This window comes from Actinomycetospora atypica (assembly GCF_042653685.1).
GTDB classification, from domain to species: domain Bacteria; phylum Actinomycetota; class Actinomycetes; order Mycobacteriales; family Pseudonocardiaceae; genus Actinomycetospora; species Actinomycetospora atypica.
This window is the reverse complement of the sequence record NZ_JBHSIV010000019.1, coordinates 44,668-60,393: the sequence shown is the minus strand read 5'-3', so window position 1 is coordinate 60,393 and position 15,726 is coordinate 44,668. Positions and strand designations below refer to the sequence as shown.

At 73.2% G+C, this 15,726-nt stretch carries 14 protein-coding genes; 8 read left to right on the top strand and 6 right to left on the bottom strand.

Annotation, left to right across the window (positions count from 1 at the left end):
* Positions 1–22: 22 nt before the first annotated feature.
* On the bottom strand, positions 23–928 hold the full coding sequence (locus ACFPBZ_RS17710; RefSeq protein ID WP_378037411.1) for a LysR family transcriptional regulator: 906 nt from the start codon (positions 926–928) through the stop codon (positions 23–25).
* A gap of 72 nt (positions 929–1,000) precedes the next feature.
* Here ACFPBZ_RS17710 and ACFPBZ_RS17705 point away from each other — a divergent pair, with 72 nt between their 5' ends.
* Positions 1,001–1,237 carry a hypothetical protein gene (locus ACFPBZ_RS17705; RefSeq protein WP_378037410.1) on the top strand — a complete coding sequence of 79 codons (237 nt, stop codon included), beginning with the start codon at positions 1,001–1,003 and terminating at the stop codon, positions 1,235–1,237.
* A 78-nt stretch (positions 1,238–1,315) separates the two neighbouring features.
* On the opposite strand, the gene ACFPBZ_RS17700 is transcribed toward ACFPBZ_RS17705, so the two are convergent.
* Together ACFPBZ_RS17700 and ACFPBZ_RS17695 are read right to left on the bottom strand one after the other, a co-directional pair.
* Entirely contained in the window at positions 1,316–1,603 is a 288-nt protein-coding gene (locus ACFPBZ_RS17700; protein ID WP_378037409.1) for a YiaA/YiaB family inner membrane protein, read from the bottom strand.
* A 45-nt stretch (positions 1,604–1,648) separates the two neighbouring features.
* The gene (locus ACFPBZ_RS17695; RefSeq protein WP_378037408.1) at positions 1,649–2,263 is read right to left on the bottom strand and encodes a TetR/AcrR family transcriptional regulator; all 615 of its coding nucleotides are present in this window, start codon (positions 2,261–2,263) and stop codon (positions 1,649–1,651) included.
* A gap of 74 nt (positions 2,264–2,337) precedes the next feature.
* Between ACFPBZ_RS17695 and ACFPBZ_RS17690 the strand changes: the two genes are divergently transcribed.
* The 3 genes from ACFPBZ_RS17690 (at position 2,338) to ACFPBZ_RS17680 (ending at position 6,020) form a co-directional block, all read left to right on the top strand.
* Positions 2,338–3,681 carry a cytochrome P450 gene (locus ACFPBZ_RS17690; RefSeq protein ID WP_378037407.1) on the top strand — a complete coding sequence of 448 codons (1,344 nt, stop codon included), beginning with the start codon at positions 2,338–2,340 and terminating at the stop codon, positions 3,679–3,681.
* Between the two features lie 66 nt (positions 3,682–3,747).
* Positions 3,748–4,479 (top strand): response regulator transcription factor, encoded by a 732-nt coding sequence (locus tag ACFPBZ_RS17685; protein WP_378037406.1) that lies wholly within the window; start codon positions 3,748–3,750, stop codon positions 4,477–4,479.
* A 5-nt stretch (positions 4,480–4,484) separates the two neighbouring features.
* The gene (locus ACFPBZ_RS17680; protein ID WP_378037405.1) at positions 4,485–6,020 is read left to right on the top strand and encodes a sensor histidine kinase; all 1,536 of its coding nucleotides are present in this window, start codon (positions 4,485–4,487) and stop codon (positions 6,018–6,020) included.
* Here ACFPBZ_RS17680 and ACFPBZ_RS17675 read toward each other — a convergent pair.
* A complete protein-coding gene (locus ACFPBZ_RS17675; RefSeq protein ID WP_378037404.1) occupies positions 6,011–6,400 on the bottom strand; it encodes a hypothetical protein in 390 nt (129 codons plus the stop codon). The genes ACFPBZ_RS17680 and ACFPBZ_RS17675 overlap by 10 nt on opposite strands.
* 150 nt (positions 6,401–6,550) lie before the next feature.
* Between ACFPBZ_RS17675 and ACFPBZ_RS17670 the strand changes: the two genes are divergently transcribed.
* Positions 6,551–8,209, top strand: a complete 1,659-nt coding sequence (locus ACFPBZ_RS17670) for an N-acetylmuramoyl-L-alanine amidase (RefSeq protein WP_378037403.1) — start codon at positions 6,551–6,553, stop codon at positions 8,207–8,209.
* Between the two features lie 4 nt (positions 8,210–8,213).
* Here ACFPBZ_RS17670 and ACFPBZ_RS17665 read toward each other — a convergent pair whose 3' ends face one another.
* Together ACFPBZ_RS17665 and ACFPBZ_RS17660 are read right to left on the bottom strand one after the other, a co-directional pair.
* Complete coding sequence (locus ACFPBZ_RS17665) at positions 8,214–8,549, bottom strand: DUF1918 domain-containing protein (RefSeq protein WP_378037402.1); 336 nt, start codon at positions 8,547–8,549, stop codon at positions 8,214–8,216.
* Between the two features lie 114 nt (positions 8,550–8,663).
* On the bottom strand, positions 8,664–11,207 hold the full coding sequence (locus ACFPBZ_RS17660) for an ATP-dependent Clp protease ATP-binding subunit (RefSeq protein ID WP_378037401.1): 2,544 nt from the start codon (positions 11,205–11,207) through the stop codon (positions 8,664–8,666).
* Positions 11,208–11,513: 306 nt separating this feature from the next.
* Between ACFPBZ_RS17660 and ACFPBZ_RS17655 the strand changes: the two genes are divergently transcribed.
* The 3 genes from ACFPBZ_RS17655 (at position 11,514) to ACFPBZ_RS17645 (ending at position 15,704) form a co-directional block, all read left to right on the top strand.
* Complete coding sequence (locus ACFPBZ_RS17655; RefSeq protein WP_378037400.1) at positions 11,514–13,073, top strand: serine/threonine-protein kinase; 1,560 nt, start codon at positions 11,514–11,516, stop codon at positions 13,071–13,073.
* 81 nt (positions 13,074–13,154) lie between these two features.
* Positions 13,155–14,174 carry an NADP-dependent oxidoreductase gene (locus ACFPBZ_RS17650; RefSeq protein ID WP_378037399.1) on the top strand — a complete coding sequence of 340 codons (1,020 nt, stop codon included), beginning with the start codon at positions 13,155–13,157 and terminating at the stop codon, positions 14,172–14,174.
* Positions 14,175–14,288: 114 nt separating this feature from the next.
* Positions 14,289–15,704: an alkaline phosphatase PhoX gene (locus tag ACFPBZ_RS17645; RefSeq protein WP_378037398.1), complete on the top strand. Its 1,416-nt coding sequence runs from the start codon at positions 14,289–14,291 to the stop codon at positions 15,702–15,704.
* The last annotated feature ends 22 nt before the right edge of the window (positions 15,705–15,726 follow it).

The window sequence follows — 15,726 nt, the reverse complement described above, 5'->3', positions numbered from 1 at the left end:
CGACCGGGTCGCCGCGGGCCGGTCAGGCGGGGCGCCGCGAGCGGAGCACGTCGAGCATCGCCGCGGTCGCGGGCGACGGGTTCGGGGTGGTCAGGGCCTCGATCCGGCGCACCACCCGGGGTCGCAGCCGACGGAGCACCACGCGGCGGCCCATCTGGTGGACGGCGAGGTCGGGGACGAGCGCCACGCCCACTCCCGACTCCACGAGTCCCGAGACCATCGGGAAGTCGTCGGAGTCGAAGGCGATGTTCGGGGTGAAGCCCGCGGCGGCGCACATCTCGACGAGTTGCTCACGGCACACGTTGCCGGAGTCGCGGATCCAGGCGGCGTCGCGCAGCGTCGCCACGTCGATCTCGTCGGTCGGGGTGGGACCGGCCTCCTCGGCGGCCGGGTGGTCGGCCGGGAGCGCGACGTTGACGACGTCGTCGAGCAGCCAGGTGGCGGTGAGGCCGTCGGTGTCGTGCCCGGGGCCGGGGACGTAGCCGAAGGAGATCGCGAGGTCGAGGTCGCCGTCGCGCAGCAGGTCGGGGCACTCGTCGGGCTCGCGGAGCTCCAGCGAGAGCCGCACGGCGGGGTGGCGCCGCCGGAACGCCCCGATCGCCCCGGGCAGCAGGCGGGCGCCGGCGCTCGCGAACGAGGCGAGCCGGAGCCGGCCCGCGCGCAGGGCCGTCAGGTCGGCCACCTCGTCGGCGGCCCGCTCGAGCCGCCCCGCCACCGCGTCCGCGTGCTCGATCAGCAGGGCCCCGGCCTCGGTGGGGACCACCCCGCGGGCGTGGCGCACCAGCAGGGGCGTCGCGAGCTCCCGCTCGAGTGCCGCCACCTGCTGGGACACCGCCGAGGGCGTGTAGCCGAGCTCCGGGGCTGCCGCGGTCATCGAGCCGGCGCGGACCACGGCGCGCAGGACGAGCAGGCGTCGCGGATCGAGCATGAAGGAGAGCTTAAGGGCGGAGGGCGACTTTCTCGCTGGTCGGAACGGCCACCACTGCGGAGCATGGACGGTGTGAAGACGGCGTGGGAAGCGCTGGCCCGGTTCTGGGCCGAGCAGAAGGAACTGTCCGAGCGTCTCAGCCTGGCCGAGCGCCCGTGGGAGGAGCGGTACCTCCACTGGGCCTGGGAGGGCGGCGAGTACGTCCTGCACGGCGAGCTGATGCCCTCGACGAAGCGGCGGATGTCGACCACGCGGGGCGGCTGGTGCCGGCGCGCGGCCGGTCGTCCCCTGCCCCGGCCGCACCGCTGACCGGCCAGTCCGGACGACCGGCGCGTTCGTCACCCAAGGAGGTGACGACCGGGCCGTTCGTCCGGTCGCGGGACACGGTCAGCCGGAGCTCGCGAACGGGTCGTGCTCGGCGAGGAGCTTGTCGAGCCGCGCCTGGTCGACCCGGCTGAGGATCGTGCCCTCCTCCTGCCGGTCGCGGACGACCTTGGCGAGCGTGAACGCCGAGGTGATGCACCAGAGGAGCCCGACGGCGAGGAAGCCGCGCACCCAGCCGTCGACCGGCAGGTAGGCGAGGCCGACCCCGAGGGCGAACAGCGACGCCCCGAAGGAGAGCGCGGCCTGGGCGGCGAAGGCGGGCGTGGTGGGGCGGGCGGTCGAGGAAGCCATGCCGGCGACCCTGCTCGCACCGCCGGTCGTCGGGAATCCGTGGAGCTACTCAGGGGGCAGCGAGGCGAACCCGGCGAGCAGCGCCGCGAACGGCCACCGGCACTCCTCGCGGACACGGGCGCGGTCCTCGGGCGGGGTGCGGGCGAGGAGCTGGCCCGCCGCGCCGAGCATGCCGAAGGCGATGTTGGGCAGCGCGTCGCCGCCGTGCGCCGGGATGCGGCCGGCCGCCTGCAGGGCCGTGAGCATGTCGGCCATCAGCGCGTAGGAGTACTTCTCCTCGCACCGGCGCCAGGCCTCCCAGCCCAGGGCGATGGGCGCCTCGCGGAACACGAGCGCGCCGTAGACCGACTCGGAGCAGGCGAGCAGGAACTGGTCGAGGGCGGCGAGGGCGCCCTCGGTGGGGTCGTCGTGCGCGACGAAGGCCGCGCGGGCCGCGCCGTTCTCGCTCTGCTCGAGCTCGTCGAAGAGGGCCTCGAACAGGCCGGACTTGCCGCTGAAGTGGTGGTAGATCGCGCCCTTGGTGACGCGGGCGTCGGCCGCGACGTCGTCGAGCGAGGTCTTCGCGAAGCCGCGCTCGGTGAACAGCCGCGCGGCCGCGTCGAGCAGGGCACGCCTCGTCGCCTCGGTGTACTCCCCGCGGCGGCTCTTGACCTCGACCACGGGTCCGACCATAGTCGGGTCGACGACATACTCTCGGTATGTTCCCGACGACGGGTCGGTGAGAGGTGGTTGGTATGACGACGCTGGTCGGAGACACCCGGAGGTCGGCGCCGGCCGCGCCCTCCACGCCCGCGCTCGCGCTGCGGTGGGCGCTCACCCAGGGGCTGCTGCGGACCGCGATGTCCGCGAGGGCCCGGGCGGGCAACGCCGACGGGCGGATGCTGCACGACCCGGCGATGCAGGCGGAGCCCTGGGAGCACTACCACCGCCTCCGCGAGTCCCGGCCCTTCGCGACGGGGCCGTTCGGGCGCATCACCGCCCACCACGACATCACCACCGCCGTCCTGCGCAGCGACGACTTCGGGGTCGCCGACCGCGACCGGGTGCTCCCCGCGGCGGTCCGGGCCGGCATCCGGCTGCTCGGGCCCCGGCCCTACGCGGGCGTCGACGCGCCGCCCTCGATGCTCGTCGTGGACCCGCCCGACCACGCGCGGTACCGCCGCCTGGTGACCCGGGCGTTCACCGCGAAGGCGGTGGCCGCGCTGCGGACGCGCACCGAGGAGATCACCACCGGGCTGCTCGACGACATGGAGCGGGAGCTGCGTGGCGGCCCCGTCGACCTCGTGGCGAACTACGCCGCGCTCGTCCCGGTCACGGTGATCGCCGAGATGCTGGGCGTGCCGCAGGAGATGCGGACGACGCTGCTGACCTGGGGTGACGGCGCCGCCGCGACCCTCGACATGGGGCTGCCCTGGCAGCGCTACGCCCTCGCGGAGCGCTCGCTCGCGGCCTTCGACGCCTGGCTGCGCGAGCACCTGCGCAGCCTGCGGGCGAACCCGGGCGAGGATCTGCTCTCGAAGCTGGTCGGGGTGGCCGACGACGACGGGACGGGCCTGACCGAGCAGGAGCTCGTGGCCACGTCGATGCTCATCCTCGCCGCGGGGTTCGAGACGACGGTCAACCTGATCTCCAACGGAGCGAACCGGCTCTTCGAGCACCCCGACCAGCGTGCGGTCCTCGCCGACGACCCGTCGCTGTGGCCGAACGCGGTCGACGAGGTCCTGCGCCACGACTCGCCGGTGCAGCGCACGGGGCGGATGGCCCGCCGCGACACGGTCGTCGAGGGCGTGCCGGTGGCCGAGGGGGAGATCGTCGTGACGGTGCTGGGCGCGGCCAACCGCGACCCGGCGGTCTTCACCGACCCCGACCGCTTCGACGTCGCGCGCCCGAACGCGAAGGAGCACGTCGCGTTCTCCAGCGGCATCCACTACTGCCTGGGCGCGGCCCTCGCGCGCATGGAGGGGGAGGTCGCGCTGCGCAGCCTGTTCACGCGCTTCCCCGATCTGGCGCCCGCCGGGACCCCCACCCGCCGCCCGACGACGATCCTGCGGGGCTTCGCGTCGCTGCCGGTGCGCTGAGGGCGCACAGCAGGCTCACAGCGTTCGCCCAGCGAGGGCGGATCGGGCGGTGTCATGGTGGAGCCCATGAACGCAGCAGTCCGCGCAGAACTGCGGCGACCCGACGGCAGTCCGGTCCGCGCCCTCGTCGTCGACGACGAGCCGACGCTGGCCGACCTGCTGTCGATGGCCCTGCGCTACGAGGGCTGGGACGTGCGCAGCGCGGGGGACGGGCTCGGGGCGGTGTCGCAGGGCCGGGAGTTCCGCCCCGACGTCGTCGTGCTCGACGTGATGCTGCCCGACATCGACGGCTTCGAGGTCCTGCGCCGGCTGCGCGCCGACAACCCCGACGTGCCCGTCCTCTTCCTCACCGCGCGCGACGCGGTGGAGGACCGGGTCACCGGCATCACGGCCGGCGGCGACGACTACGTGACGAAGCCGTTCAGCCTCGAGGAGGTCGTCGCCCGGCTGCGGGGGCTCCTGCGCCGCGCCGCGGTGGCGACCGCCGTGCGCGGCGACGCGGGCCTCGTCGTCGGGGACCTGACCCTCGACGAGGACTCGCACGAGGTCTTCCGCGGCGGCGACCAGGTGGACCTGACCGCCACCGAGTTCGAGCTGCTGCGCTTCCTCATGCGCAACCCGCGCCGGGTGCTCTCGAAGGCCCAGATCCTCGACCGGGTGTGGAACTACGACTTCGGCGGCCAGTCGAACATCGTCGAGCTCTACATCTCCTACCTGCGCAAGAAGATCGACGCGGGCCGCACCCCGATGATCCACACCGTGCGCGGCGCTGGGTACGTCCTCAAACCGGCGGGGTGAGGAGGATGCGCAGGGTGCGCTCCCTCCAGGCCCGGATCGTCGCGACGACGATGGTGCTGCTGGTGGTCGTGTGTGCCGTGGTGGGCGTCGGCGCCGCGATCTCGCTGCGGCACTACCTGCAGCAGCAGCTCGACCAGGACGTGATGCGGACGATCGGGTTCATCGCCGACCCGCCCGACGATGCCGCCGGCCGCCGGCCCCCGCCGCCGGACGCCGGGGGCGGCTTCGGGGGCGGGGACGCCCCCACCAGCCGGATCGAGGTCCGCAGCGTCGACGGCCGCGTGGTGTCCGCGAGCGCCCTCGGCGGCTTCCGGTCCTCCGACCAGGGGCTGGCGCCCACCGCCGTCGACCCGGTCCTCGCGGTGTCCCCCGGTGCGCCCGGGCAGCGGCCCGAGACCGTCGACCTGCCGGCCCTCGGGTCGTCGTACCGGCTCTCGGCGCGGACGACCGCCGACGGGTCGACGGTCTACTACGGCGTCTCCACCGCCCGGATGAACGAGACGGTCGGCAGCCTCGCCCTGTACGAGACGATCATCTTCGGGGGCGGGGTGCTCGTCGCGGGGATCGTCGCCGCGTTCGCCACCCGCGCCACCCTCCGTCCGCTGCACCGCGTCTCCACCACCGCCCGGCAGGTCGCCGAGCTGCCGCTCGAGCGCGGGGAGGTCCGGCTCGAGGACCGCGTGCCCGAGGCCGACGCCGACCCCCGGACCGAGGTGGGGCAGGTCGGCGCGGCCCTCAACCGGATGCTCGACCACGTCGCCCGCTCGCTCGCCGCCCGGCAGGACTCCGAGACCCGGGTGCGGCGGTTCGTCGCCGACGCCTCCCACGAGCTGCGGACTCCCCTCGCGGCGATCCGCGGCTACTCCGAGCTGGCCCGGCGGCGGATGGAGGCGAGCGAAGCGACGGGGGAGGGGCGCACCGAGATGCCCGCCGAGGTCGCCGCGATGCTCGAGCGGGTCGGGTCGCAGACCGAGCGCATGACGCTGCTCGTCGAGGACCTCCTGCTGCTCGCGCGCCTCGACGCCGGCCGCCCGCTCGCCCGCGAGCCCGTCGACCTGGCCCGGCTGGTGGTCGACGCCGTGAGCGACGCCCACGCCACCTCGCCCGGGCACCGGTGGTCGCTCGACCTGCCGGAGCCCGACGACGACCCGGCCGGGGTCACGGTGACCGGCGACCCCGAGCGGCTGCACCAGGTGGTCGCGAACCTGCTGGCCAACGCGCGCACGCACACCCCGCCGGGGACGACCGTCGTCGTCGGGCTCTCGCGGGTGGGGCACGCCGTGCAGCTGGTGGTGCGCGACGACGGCCCCGGCATCGACGCCGGGCTGCTGCCGCACGTCCTCGAGCGTTTCGCCCGCGGCGACGCGGCCCGCGCGCGGTCCACGGGGTCGACCGGTCTGGGCCTCTCGATCGTCTCCGCGGTGGTCACCGAGCACGGCGGCACCGTCGAGGTGACCAGCGTGCCGGGGGACACGCGCACCACCGTCACGCTGCCGGCCGCGCCGGTCCGGGCCGCCGAGCCGGCGCTGCGTCAGGCCTGAGGGAGCCGCTCGAGGATCGTGTCGAGCTTCTGCTCCACCCGCCCGAGGCGGTCGCCGAGCTCGGTGAGCGTCCGCCAGGCGTGGGCGTCGGTGTTGAGCACTGCGTCGAGCCCGGACATCCGCACCTGGGCGCCGGGGACGCGGCTGGTGTGCCGGTCGGGCTCGAGGAACGCGGCGTGGAGCTCGTTGACGCGGTAGTCGAGGTGGGAGAGCAGGTCGCCGACGGCGATGCCGCGGCCGTAGCGGCTGCGGACCTGGTCGCCGAGCTGCAGCCCGCGCTCGTCCGGGTGGTGGTGCGCCTGGTGTCGGTGGTGCTCGTGGTCGTCGTGATCGCCGTCGAAGGACACGGGTGGTGGAGGGAGCCAGGACTCGTCGCTCATGTCGGTGACGGTAGGTGACCTCTAGCGGCACCGGCATGGGCCGGACGAGTGATCGACTCCGGTGCGCGTCCTCGGAGGTGACGGAACGGGCCCTGTAACGGCGAGGTGCCCGCGACCGCTAGAGCCGACAGTCTCGTCGGGGGAGGAAGCGTGCGGTCGAACAACGGGTGGCGTCGGGTCCGGGGGATCGGGGCGCCGATCGTGGTCGTGGCGGCGTTGATGGCGGGGCCGGGTCTCGCCGCGGCGGCCCCGACGCCGGCCGCGGCACCGGTGGCCCTGCCGACGGCACCGGCCGCGGACCCGCCGCCGGTGGCGCCCCTGCCCGCCGCGAAGCCGGTCGACCCCAAGGTCGAGCGCGAGGCGCTCGGCGCGCCCGCGCCATCGCCCGACTCGGCGAACGCCGCCCAGGCGTCCAGCCCCGACCCGCTCAAGCTCGTCGCGGTGAGCTGGACCGGGCCGACCCCCGACCTCATCGAGCTCCGCAGCCGCCTCGCGAACGGGGCGTTCGGGCCCTGGACCCGGGTCGACCCCGTGGACAGCGAGCGCGACGGCGTCCGCGCGAAGGTCGCCAGCAGTGAGCCGGTGTGGGTGGCCGACAGCCGCGAGGTCCAGGTCCGGGCCGTCGACGACGGGGCCCCGGCGACCAGCCGCATGGCCCTGACCTCCATCGACCCCGCGACGAGCACCAACGACACCTCGGCGCGGGCCGCCTCGGTCAGTCCCGGCCTGCCGAAGCTGGTCACCCGGGCCCAGTGGGGCGCCGACGAGAAGCTGATGACGTGGCCGCCGCAGTTCACCCCGACGGTGCGGGCGGTGACGATCCACCACACGGCCGGGACCAACGCCTACACCGCCGCCGAGTCCGCGGCGATCGTGCGCGGGATCTACGCCTACCACGCGAAGACCCTGGGCTGGGGCGACATCGGCTACAACGTGCTCGTCGACCGCTTCGGCACGGTGTTCGAGGGGCGCAAGGGCGGGCTCGAGCGGTCGGTGATCGCGGCCCACGCCGGCGGCTTCAACCGCGAGACCTTCGGGATCGGGATGATGGGCGACTTCACCTCGGTCGCCCTGCCCGCCGCGCAGCTCGAGGCCACCGCGCGGCTCGCCGCGTACAAGCTCGGCGGGCTCTACCGCGACCCGCGGGCCACCACGACGTTGACGAGCACCGGGGGCGGGACGTCGAAGTACGCCGCCGGCCGTCAGGTGACCCTGCCGACGGTGTTCGCGCACCGCGACGTCGGCGCCACCGAGTGCCCGGGCAACACGGGCATCCGCTCGATGCCGGCCATCCGCGACCGCACCGCCGCCCTCGTCGGCGACCTGTCCACCAACCCGGTCCGGACGAAGTGGCTCGCGCAGCGTGCGCTGCTCGGCGAGCCGTCGGTGGTGGAGAGCGCGACGGGGCAGGGCGCCCGCGTCACCCGCTTCTCGCTGTCCAACGGGTCGGTCTACTGGTCCTCGGCCACGGGGGCGTGGTCGGTGGTCGGGGAGATCAACAAGCGCTACGACCTCGTCGGGGCCGCGACCTCCCCGGTCGGGCTGCCGCGGACCGACGAGCTCACCACCCCCGACCGGCGCGGCCGCTACAACCACTTCGTCACCGGCTCGATCTACTGGACCCCGCAGACGGGCGCCTGGCCGGTGCGCGGGCCGATCCTCGACGCCTGGGCGCGGGCCGGCTGGGAGCGCTCGACCTACGGCTACCCGCGCTCGGACCAGTACGCGGTCAGCGGGGGCGTCCGCCAGGACTTCGAGCGCGGCTCGCTGGTCTACGACACCCGCACCGCCGCGGTGCGACGGGTCTGACCCGCTAGCGCTCGAAGCGCTCGGCGATCCGCGCGGCGGTGTCGGCCACGGCGCGCGCGGCGCGGCCGGTGGCGTCCTCCGCGGTCTCGCGGGCCTTCTCGGCGGTCTCCCGCGCGGTCTCCGTCGCCCGGTCGGCCACCTGCTCGAGGCGCTCGCCGACCGACGGCGCCTCGATGGTCGCGTCGGGCCCCGGCGTCAGGATCGACTCGTCGCCGTTGTCGAAGCGGACCCGATAGGGCGGGCCGTCGGACCCCAGGACGCCGACGATGGTCCCGACGCGGTCGGACGAGCCGGTCGAGTTCGCGTGCAGGGTGATCCGGTCGCCCACTGATCCACTCATGACGCTCCCTCTGCCGAGACGAATCCGAACGGCCTGTACCCCGCGAGCCCCGCAAGATCACGCACGAAGGGCCCCTCCCGCGCACGGGAGGGGCCCTTCGTCGTCGAGCGTGGATCAGCCGATCAGGGCCGGGTCGGCCACGGTGAAGCGCAGGGCGTCACCGTCGACGTCGACCCGGACCTCCTGCCCCGCGTGCACCTCGTCGCCGAGGAGCATCGCCGAGAGCCGGTTGCCGACCTCGCGCTGGATGGTGCGCCGCAGCGGCCGCGCCCCGAACTCGGGCTGGTACCCGTGCTCGGAGAGCCAGTCGACGGCCTCCGTCGAGAACTCGATCTCGATCTCCAGCGACGCCAGCCGCTCGCGGGTCTCGCCGAGCAGCAGGTCGGTGATGGTCCGCAGCTGGGCCTGGTCGAGCCGCTTGAAGACGATCACCTCGTCGATCCGGTTGAGGAACTCCGGCCGGAACGACTCCCGCAGCCGCGGCATGAGCCGCTCCTGCAGGGACCGGTCGGCGTTCTGGGTCGACGGCGCGAAGCCGAGCGCCTGGGTGTTCGTCGTGATGAGCTCCGACCCGACGTTGCTCGTCATGATGACCACCGTGTTGCGGAAGTCGACCGTGCGGCCCTGCGAGTCGGTCAGCCGGCCGTCGTCGAGCACCTGGAGCAGCGTGTTGAAGACGTCGGGGTGGGCCTTCTCCATCTCGTCGAGCAGCACCACCGAGTACGGGCGGCGACGGATCTCCTCGGTCAGCTGACCGGCCTCGCCGTACCCGACGTAGCCGGGGGGCGAACCGACGAGCCGCGAGACGGTGTGCCGCTCGGAGTACTCGCTCATGTCGACGCGGACCATGCGGTCCTCGTCGCCGAACATCGCGCCGGCCAGCGCCTTCGCCAGCTCGGTCTTACCGACGCCCGTGGGCCCGAGGAAGAGGAAGCTGCCGATCGGCCGGTCGGGGTCGCCCAGACCCGCCCGCGAGCGGCGGACCGCCTCGGCGACCGCGCGCACCGCGTCGTCCTGGCCGACGACCCGCTCGTGGAGCTGGCCCTCGAGCCCGAGCAGCTTCGACCGCTCGGTCTCGGTGAGCTGGGCGACCGGGATGCCGGTCGACCGCGAGACGATCTCGGCGATGTCCTCGACGCCGACGGTGAGCACGCCGCCCTGGCCGGACGTCCGCTCGGTGCGGGCCTCCTCGAGGGCCTTCGTCGCCTGCGCGACCTGGTCGCGCAGCTTCCCGGCCCGCTCGTAGTCCTCGTCGGCCACGGCCTGGTCCTTGTCGCGCTGCAGCGACTCGAGCCGGCGCTCCAGCTCGCGCGTGTCGGTGTGCGGGCCCTTCGACCCGAGCCGCTTGCGCGCCCCCGCCTGGTCGACGAGGTCGATCGCCTTGTCGGGCAGGAAGCGGTCGGTCACGTAGCGCTCGGAGAGCTCCGCCGCCGCCGTCAGCGCCTCGTCGGTGAACCGCACCTGGTGGTGCGCCTCGTAGCGGTCGCGCAGCCCGTGCAGGATCGCGACGGTGTCGGCGACCGAGGGCTCGGGCACCAGCACCGACTGGAAGCGGCGCTCGAGCGCGGCGTCCTTCTCGATGGACTGCCGGTACTCGTCGAGCGTCGTCGCCCCGACGATGTGGAGCTCGCCGCGGGCCAGCGCCGGCTTGAGGATGTTGCCGGCGTCCATGCCGCCACCCTCGCCGGAGCCGCCGGCCCCGACCATGGTGTGCAGCTCGTCGATGAAGACGATCAGCGTGTCGGAGTGCTCGCGGACCTCGGCGACGAGCTTGGTCATCCGCTCCTCGAAGTCACCGCGGTAGCGGGTGCCCGCCACCATCCCGGTGAGGTCGAGCTGGACGATCCGCTTGTTCTCGAGCTGCTCGGGCACGTCGCCCGCGACGATGCGCTGGGCGATGCCCTCGACGACGGCGGTCTTGCCGACGCCGGCCTCGCCGATCAGCACGGGGTTGTTCTTGGTGCGCCGCGAGAGCACCTCGAGGGTCTGGTCGACCTCGTCCTCCCGGCCGATCACCGGGTCGAGCTCGCCCGCCCGCGCCTTCGCGGTCAGGTCGACGCCGAACTGGTCGATCGTCGGGGTGTCGGAGTCGGGGCGTCCGCCGCCCGCGCCGGCGCTGCCGCCGGCCTGGGGACGGCCGGTGCCGTTGGCGCTGCGCTGCAGCGACTGCGGGTCGACCCCGCGGGCCTGCAGGGCCTTGCCCGACGGCGAGTCGGGGTTGGCCGCGAGGGCGAGCACGATGTGCTCCGGGCCGATGTAGCTCGCGCCGAGCGCCCGGGAGATCTGGTGGGCGTCGAGCAGCGTGCGCTTGGCCGTGGGGGTCAGGGACGGGGGCTGGCCGGTGGTCTCGGCGCGCGGCAGGAGGCCGTCGGCGTGCCGGACGAGGTCGTCCGGGTCGGCGCCGGTGCCCGCGATCAGGGCGCGCAGCGGCTCGACCTGCAGGGCCGCGAGCAGCAGGTGCCACGCGTCGAGGTCGGTGCTGCCGCGCTCGACGGCGATGTGGGCCGCGGTGCCGACCAGGCTGCGGGCCTGCTCGGTCATGAGCGCGGTGATGTCGATCCGCCGGTCGCCGCGGGGCGAGTTACCGCCCAGGAACCGGGCCAGGAAGTCGTCGAACTGGCCGGACCCGGGGTCGCCGGGACCGAATGCGCTGGTCATGCGTACCTCTCCAGAGGGGTCCGCCGCCTGCGGCTGGTGCCTGCGGCGGCTGTCGTGGGAGTCAGCAACGCCCGACCCGCTTTCATTCCTGAGTCCCCGAGACTCATGTCTCGAGGGCGCCAGGAGGAGGACTGAGCGTGTGTCGCTCAACCTCACGTGCTCACAAGGTGTTCCCGCGGAACGCGGAGTCTCGAACCTCAAGTACGCACCGTGATGGAGCGGTAGCGATGTGCCACTTACGGGCACGAACTTCTCGAACATCAACACGGACGGCTACTTTGTGCGCGTGACAGGGGGCTCGCGGTCGTGACTGCCGTGCGGGAGGCGCCGCTGATCCCGGGATTCAGTGGCCTGGTCGAGATCGGCTCGGGCGGGTTCGCCACGGTGTACCGGGCGCGGCGGGAGGCGTTCGACCAGACCGTGGCGGTGAAGGTCGTCCACCTCGGTGGAGCACCAGAATCAGTCCGGATGCGGTTCGACCGGGAGCGGCGCGCGCTGGGGAGCCTTGCCCACCACCCGCACATCGTCACCGTCTACGACGGTGGGATCACGGCAAGCGGCGCCCCCTTCCTGGTCATGGAGTACCTGCCCGACGGTGCGCTGGAGAAGCAAGCCGGTCGCTTGTCCGTCGCCGAGGTGCTCCGGATCGGCGTGCAGCTGGCGGGTGCCCTGGAGACCGCTCACCGGTCGAACGTGCTGCACCGCGACGTGAAGCCGGCCAACGTCCTGCGCTCGCGCTATGGCGATCCCGTGCTCGCCGACTTCGGTATCGCGCGACTCGCCGGTGGGTCGCGAACCACATCCGGCGTCGTGACGGCGAGCCTCGCCTACGCCCCGCCCGAGGTGCTCGAGGCGAAGCAGCCCGGTCCAGCTTCCGACGTGTGGTCGCTGGCGGCGACATTGGTCTGCCTCCTGACCGGCCGGCCGCCCTTCGCGGCCGAGGTCGGAGACGCGGGCACCCCAGCGCTGATCGCGCGCATCCTTCGCGACGAACCGCCAGACCTCGTCGCGCACGGGGTGCCAGCGGATGTTGCAGTCCCTCTGCTGGCCGCAATGACGCACGATCTCCGTCGCCGAACCGGCACGGCGCTCAAGTTCGCCGAGTCTCTCCAGGCAGTGCAGAAAGCCCGCGGCGAAACGGTCGCGCCCGCGGTGGTCGACGGGACGCCTTCGCAACGTGCAACACCGACCGAGCAGCCTGCACTCGCTGACCAGATGCCCGCGCCGCGGCCGGCCCCGATGACCTCGGACGAGCACACGGTGCACACCGTGCCGTTCCTCCGGCCGACGTCTAGCGAGGGTCGGGCAGCCACCTCCCTTCGTGGGCGGCGGTGGCGTCGGCTGATTGGGAGTTTGCTCGTGAGCGCACTGGTTGCAGCAGTTGGTGTGGTGATTATCGGAGGAGTGCTCGAAGCGGTTGACGACAGTCCGTCTCCGGAGGCGACGTCGACGCCGTCACAGACGGGTACGCAGCAGAATGAGAGCCAGCCGCCTGTCTCTCGAGCTGCCCCGCAGTTGTCGTTCACGGGAGTAGAAGCAGGAACGTGGTCGGGTCGGCTCGTCTCGGCGGACGATGGCTCACAGCTAGGTGAGGATGTCGTGATCACGCTGCCGAAAGGCTCGAATACTGGGCAGAAGAAGTCGACGTTCTACCTGGCAGACGGCATCAGCTGCACCAGCCGCGTTGGCTTAATTTCTCGTTCCGAGGGTCAGCTTGGGCTGAGCGATGTCCCCTACGACCCCGACGGGGCGTGTTCTGCAATCCCCTTCTCGCTAACTCCAAGCGGGAACGCTTTGATCTACTCGCATGAAGCACCCGATGCGCCCGGAGCGTTCGCTACCGCGATCTTGACCCGCAAGTTCTAGCGGCTGGGATCTAGCGGCCCAGCTTGTGAGAGATCCCCGGGAACCGCCACATACCGCGGGTATACGGGTACTCGTCGGGACATGAGCACCGCACGCGAGGTCCACCTCGTCCGCCGTCCCCACGGCTTCCCCGACGCGCAGGACTTCTCCCTCGTCGAGCGCGAGCTCCCCGCCCCCGGCGCCGGGGAGGTCGAGGTCGCCAACCGGGCCTTCTCCGTCGACCCGTACATGCGCGGCCGGATGAACGACGTCCCCTCCTACGTCCCGCCGTTCCAGCTGAACCAGGCGATGGACGGCCGCTCGGTCGGCGAGGTGACCGCCGTCGGGTCCGAGGTCACCGACGTGGCCGTCGGCGACCTCGTCCTGGGCAACCTCGCCTGGCGCGACCGCGGGATCGCCAAGGCGAGGCACCTCCAGAAGGTCCCCGACGTCTCCGGCGTCGACCCGCGGGCCTACCTCGGCGTGCTCGGTGCCCCCGGGCTCACCGCCTGGGTGGGGCTGCTCGACCACGCCTCCTTCACCGCCGGCGACGCCGTGTTCGTCTCCGCCGCGGCCGGCAGCGTCGGCAGCCTCGTCGGGCAGATCGCGAAGCAGAAGGGCGCCTCGCTGGTGGTCGGCAGCGCGGGCAGCGCCGAGAAGGTCTCCTGGCTGACCGGTGAGCTCGGCTACGACGCGGCGTTCAACTACAAGGACGGCCCCGTCACCGAGCAGCTCGCGAAGGCCATGCCGGACGGGCTCGACGTCTACTTCGACAACGTGGGCGCCGACCACCTCGAGGCCGCGATCGCCGTCGCCAACGACAACGCCCGCGTCGCCGCCTGCGGGGCGATCGCGCACTACAACGACACCGACGACGACGCCACGCCCGGCCCCCGCAACCTGTTCCAGATCGTCAAGAAGCGGCTGCGCATCCAGGGCTTCATCGTCTCGGACTCGCTCGACCGCTTCCCGGCCTTCCTGGAGGAGGTCACCCCGTGGGTCGCGGACGGGCGGGTCAAGTTCTCCGAGACCGTCGTCGACGGCGTGGAGCACTCGGTCGAGGCGTTCCAGGGCCTCCTGCGCGGCGAGAACACGGGCAAGATGCTGGTCAAGGTCGGGTGATCTGTTCGTCGGCAGGTCGTCCGTGATTCACCGTCGGTCCACGTGCATCGCTGACGGTGGTCGACGCCTCCACTCGTACGGGTGCGGGGCGTCCACCACCTGGGAGTTCTCCTCATGACCGATGTGCAGGGACTGTCGCGCCGCGGCTTCCTGTCCCGCTCCGCCGCCGTGGGCGCGGGCGTCCTGCTGGCCGGGAGCGTGGACGGGCTGCTGTCCGCCCCCAACGGCCTCGCCCAGCCCGGCCCGCCGGCCGGGCCGGGCGGGCCGGGCTACGGCCCGGTCGTCCCCGACCCGGCGAAGCGGCTGTCCCTGCCGCAGGGCTTCCGCTACACGGTCGTCTCCGAGGCCGGCGTCACGAAGCTCGACAGCGGCGAGCCGAGCCCGACCAACTCCGACGGCATGGGCGCGTTCCGCGGACCGGGGAACTCCTCGATCCTCGTGCAGAACCACGAACTGCGCGGCGCCCGCGCCCTGGCGCCGCTCGCCGTGCCGCCGATCGCCGGGTTCACCTACGACCCGGGCGCCCCGGGCGGCACGACGACGGTCCGGGCCGACAAGGACGGCGCCCGCCAGGGCGAGGTGGTCTCGCTCGCGGGGACGTCGACGAACTGCGCCGGCGGCATCACCCCGTGGGACACGTGGTTGTCCTGCGAGGAGACCGAGGACCGGGCGGGCGCCAACGGGTTCACCAAGGACCACGGCTACGTCTTCGAGGTCGACCCGGTCGACCAGGCCGCCAACCGTGACCCGCAGCCGATCCGGGCGCTCGGGCGCTTCGCGCACGAGGCGGTCGCGGTCGACCCGCGGTCGTCGCAGATGTACCTCACCGAGGACGCCGCCGCGCCGAACGGCCTGCTCTACCGCTGGACCCCGCCCGCCCGCTTCCGCGGTGGCAAGCGCGCCCTGCGCACCCTCGGCCCCACCGACGGCGCGTACGAGGCCATGCTCTGCAAGGACTCGGCCGGCAACCCGGTCGACGACCTCTCCCGCGCCACCCAGGTGGGCACCGTGTACGGCGTGAGCTGGACCGCGGTGCCCGACCGCGACGCCCGGACGGTCTCGACGCGCCTGCAGCTGAACCCGCCGCAGGTCACCCGTGGCCGCAAGCTCGAGGGCTGCTGGTGGGGCGACGGCGGCGCCTACGTCGTGACGAGCTTCGCCCGCGCCGAGAGCCCGGTGCCGCACGACGGTCAGGTGTGGTTCCACGACACGCGGGCGCAGACGCTGCGCCTGGTGCTCCGGTTCGGGGTGAACCCGAACCCCGACCAGGACGGCACGAACTACGACGGCCCGGACAACATCACGGTCTCCCCCTGGGGCGGCGTGATCATCGCCGAGGACGGCGAGGGCGTGCAGCACCTGGTGGGCGCGACCGAGCGGGGCGAGACGTTCACGATGGCCCGCAACGACCGGAACACGAACGAGATGGCCGGCCCGGTGTTCTCCGCCGACCGCCGCATCCTGTTCGCGAACCTCTACGAGCCCGGCACGCTCTACGCGATCACGGGCCCCTGGCGCCCCACGAGGTGACCACCCCGTGAGCAGTGATCCG

Excerpts from the sequence above, each read along its gene's own strand:
- ACFPBZ_RS17675 (WP_378037404.1), bottom strand. The coding sequence starts at position 6,400 with ATGAGCGACGAGTCCTGGCTCCCTCCACCACCCGTGTCCTTCGACGGC.
- ACFPBZ_RS17690 (WP_378037407.1), top strand. The coding sequence starts at position 2,338 with ATGACGACGCTGGTCGGAGACACCCGGAGGTCGGCGCCGGCCGCGCCC.
- ACFPBZ_RS17645 (WP_378037398.1), top strand. The coding sequence starts at position 14,289 with ATGACCGATGTGCAGGGACTGTCGCGCCGCGGCTTCCTGTCCCGCTCC.
- ACFPBZ_RS17700 (WP_378037409.1), bottom strand. The coding sequence starts at position 1,603 with ATGGCTTCCTCGACCGCCCGCCCCACCACGCCCGCCTTCGCCGCCCAG.
- ACFPBZ_RS17710 (WP_378037411.1), bottom strand. The coding sequence starts at position 928 with ATGCTCGATCCGCGACGCCTGCTCGTCCTGCGCGCCGTGGTCCGCGCC.
- ACFPBZ_RS17680 (WP_378037405.1), top strand. The coding sequence starts at position 4,485 with ATGCGCAGGGTGCGCTCCCTCCAGGCCCGGATCGTCGCGACGACGATG.
- ACFPBZ_RS17665 (WP_378037402.1), bottom strand. The coding sequence starts at position 8,549 with ATGAGTGGATCAGTGGGCGACCGGATCACCCTGCACGCGAACTCGACC.
- ACFPBZ_RS17660 (WP_378037401.1), bottom strand. The coding sequence starts at position 11,207 with ATGACCAGCGCATTCGGTCCCGGCGACCCCGGGTCCGGCCAGTTCGAC.
- ACFPBZ_RS17650 (WP_378037399.1), top strand. The coding sequence starts at position 13,155 with ATGAGCACCGCACGCGAGGTCCACCTCGTCCGCCGTCCCCACGGCTTC.
- ACFPBZ_RS17685 (WP_378037406.1), top strand. The coding sequence starts at position 3,748 with ATGAACGCAGCAGTCCGCGCAGAACTGCGGCGACCCGACGGCAGTCCG.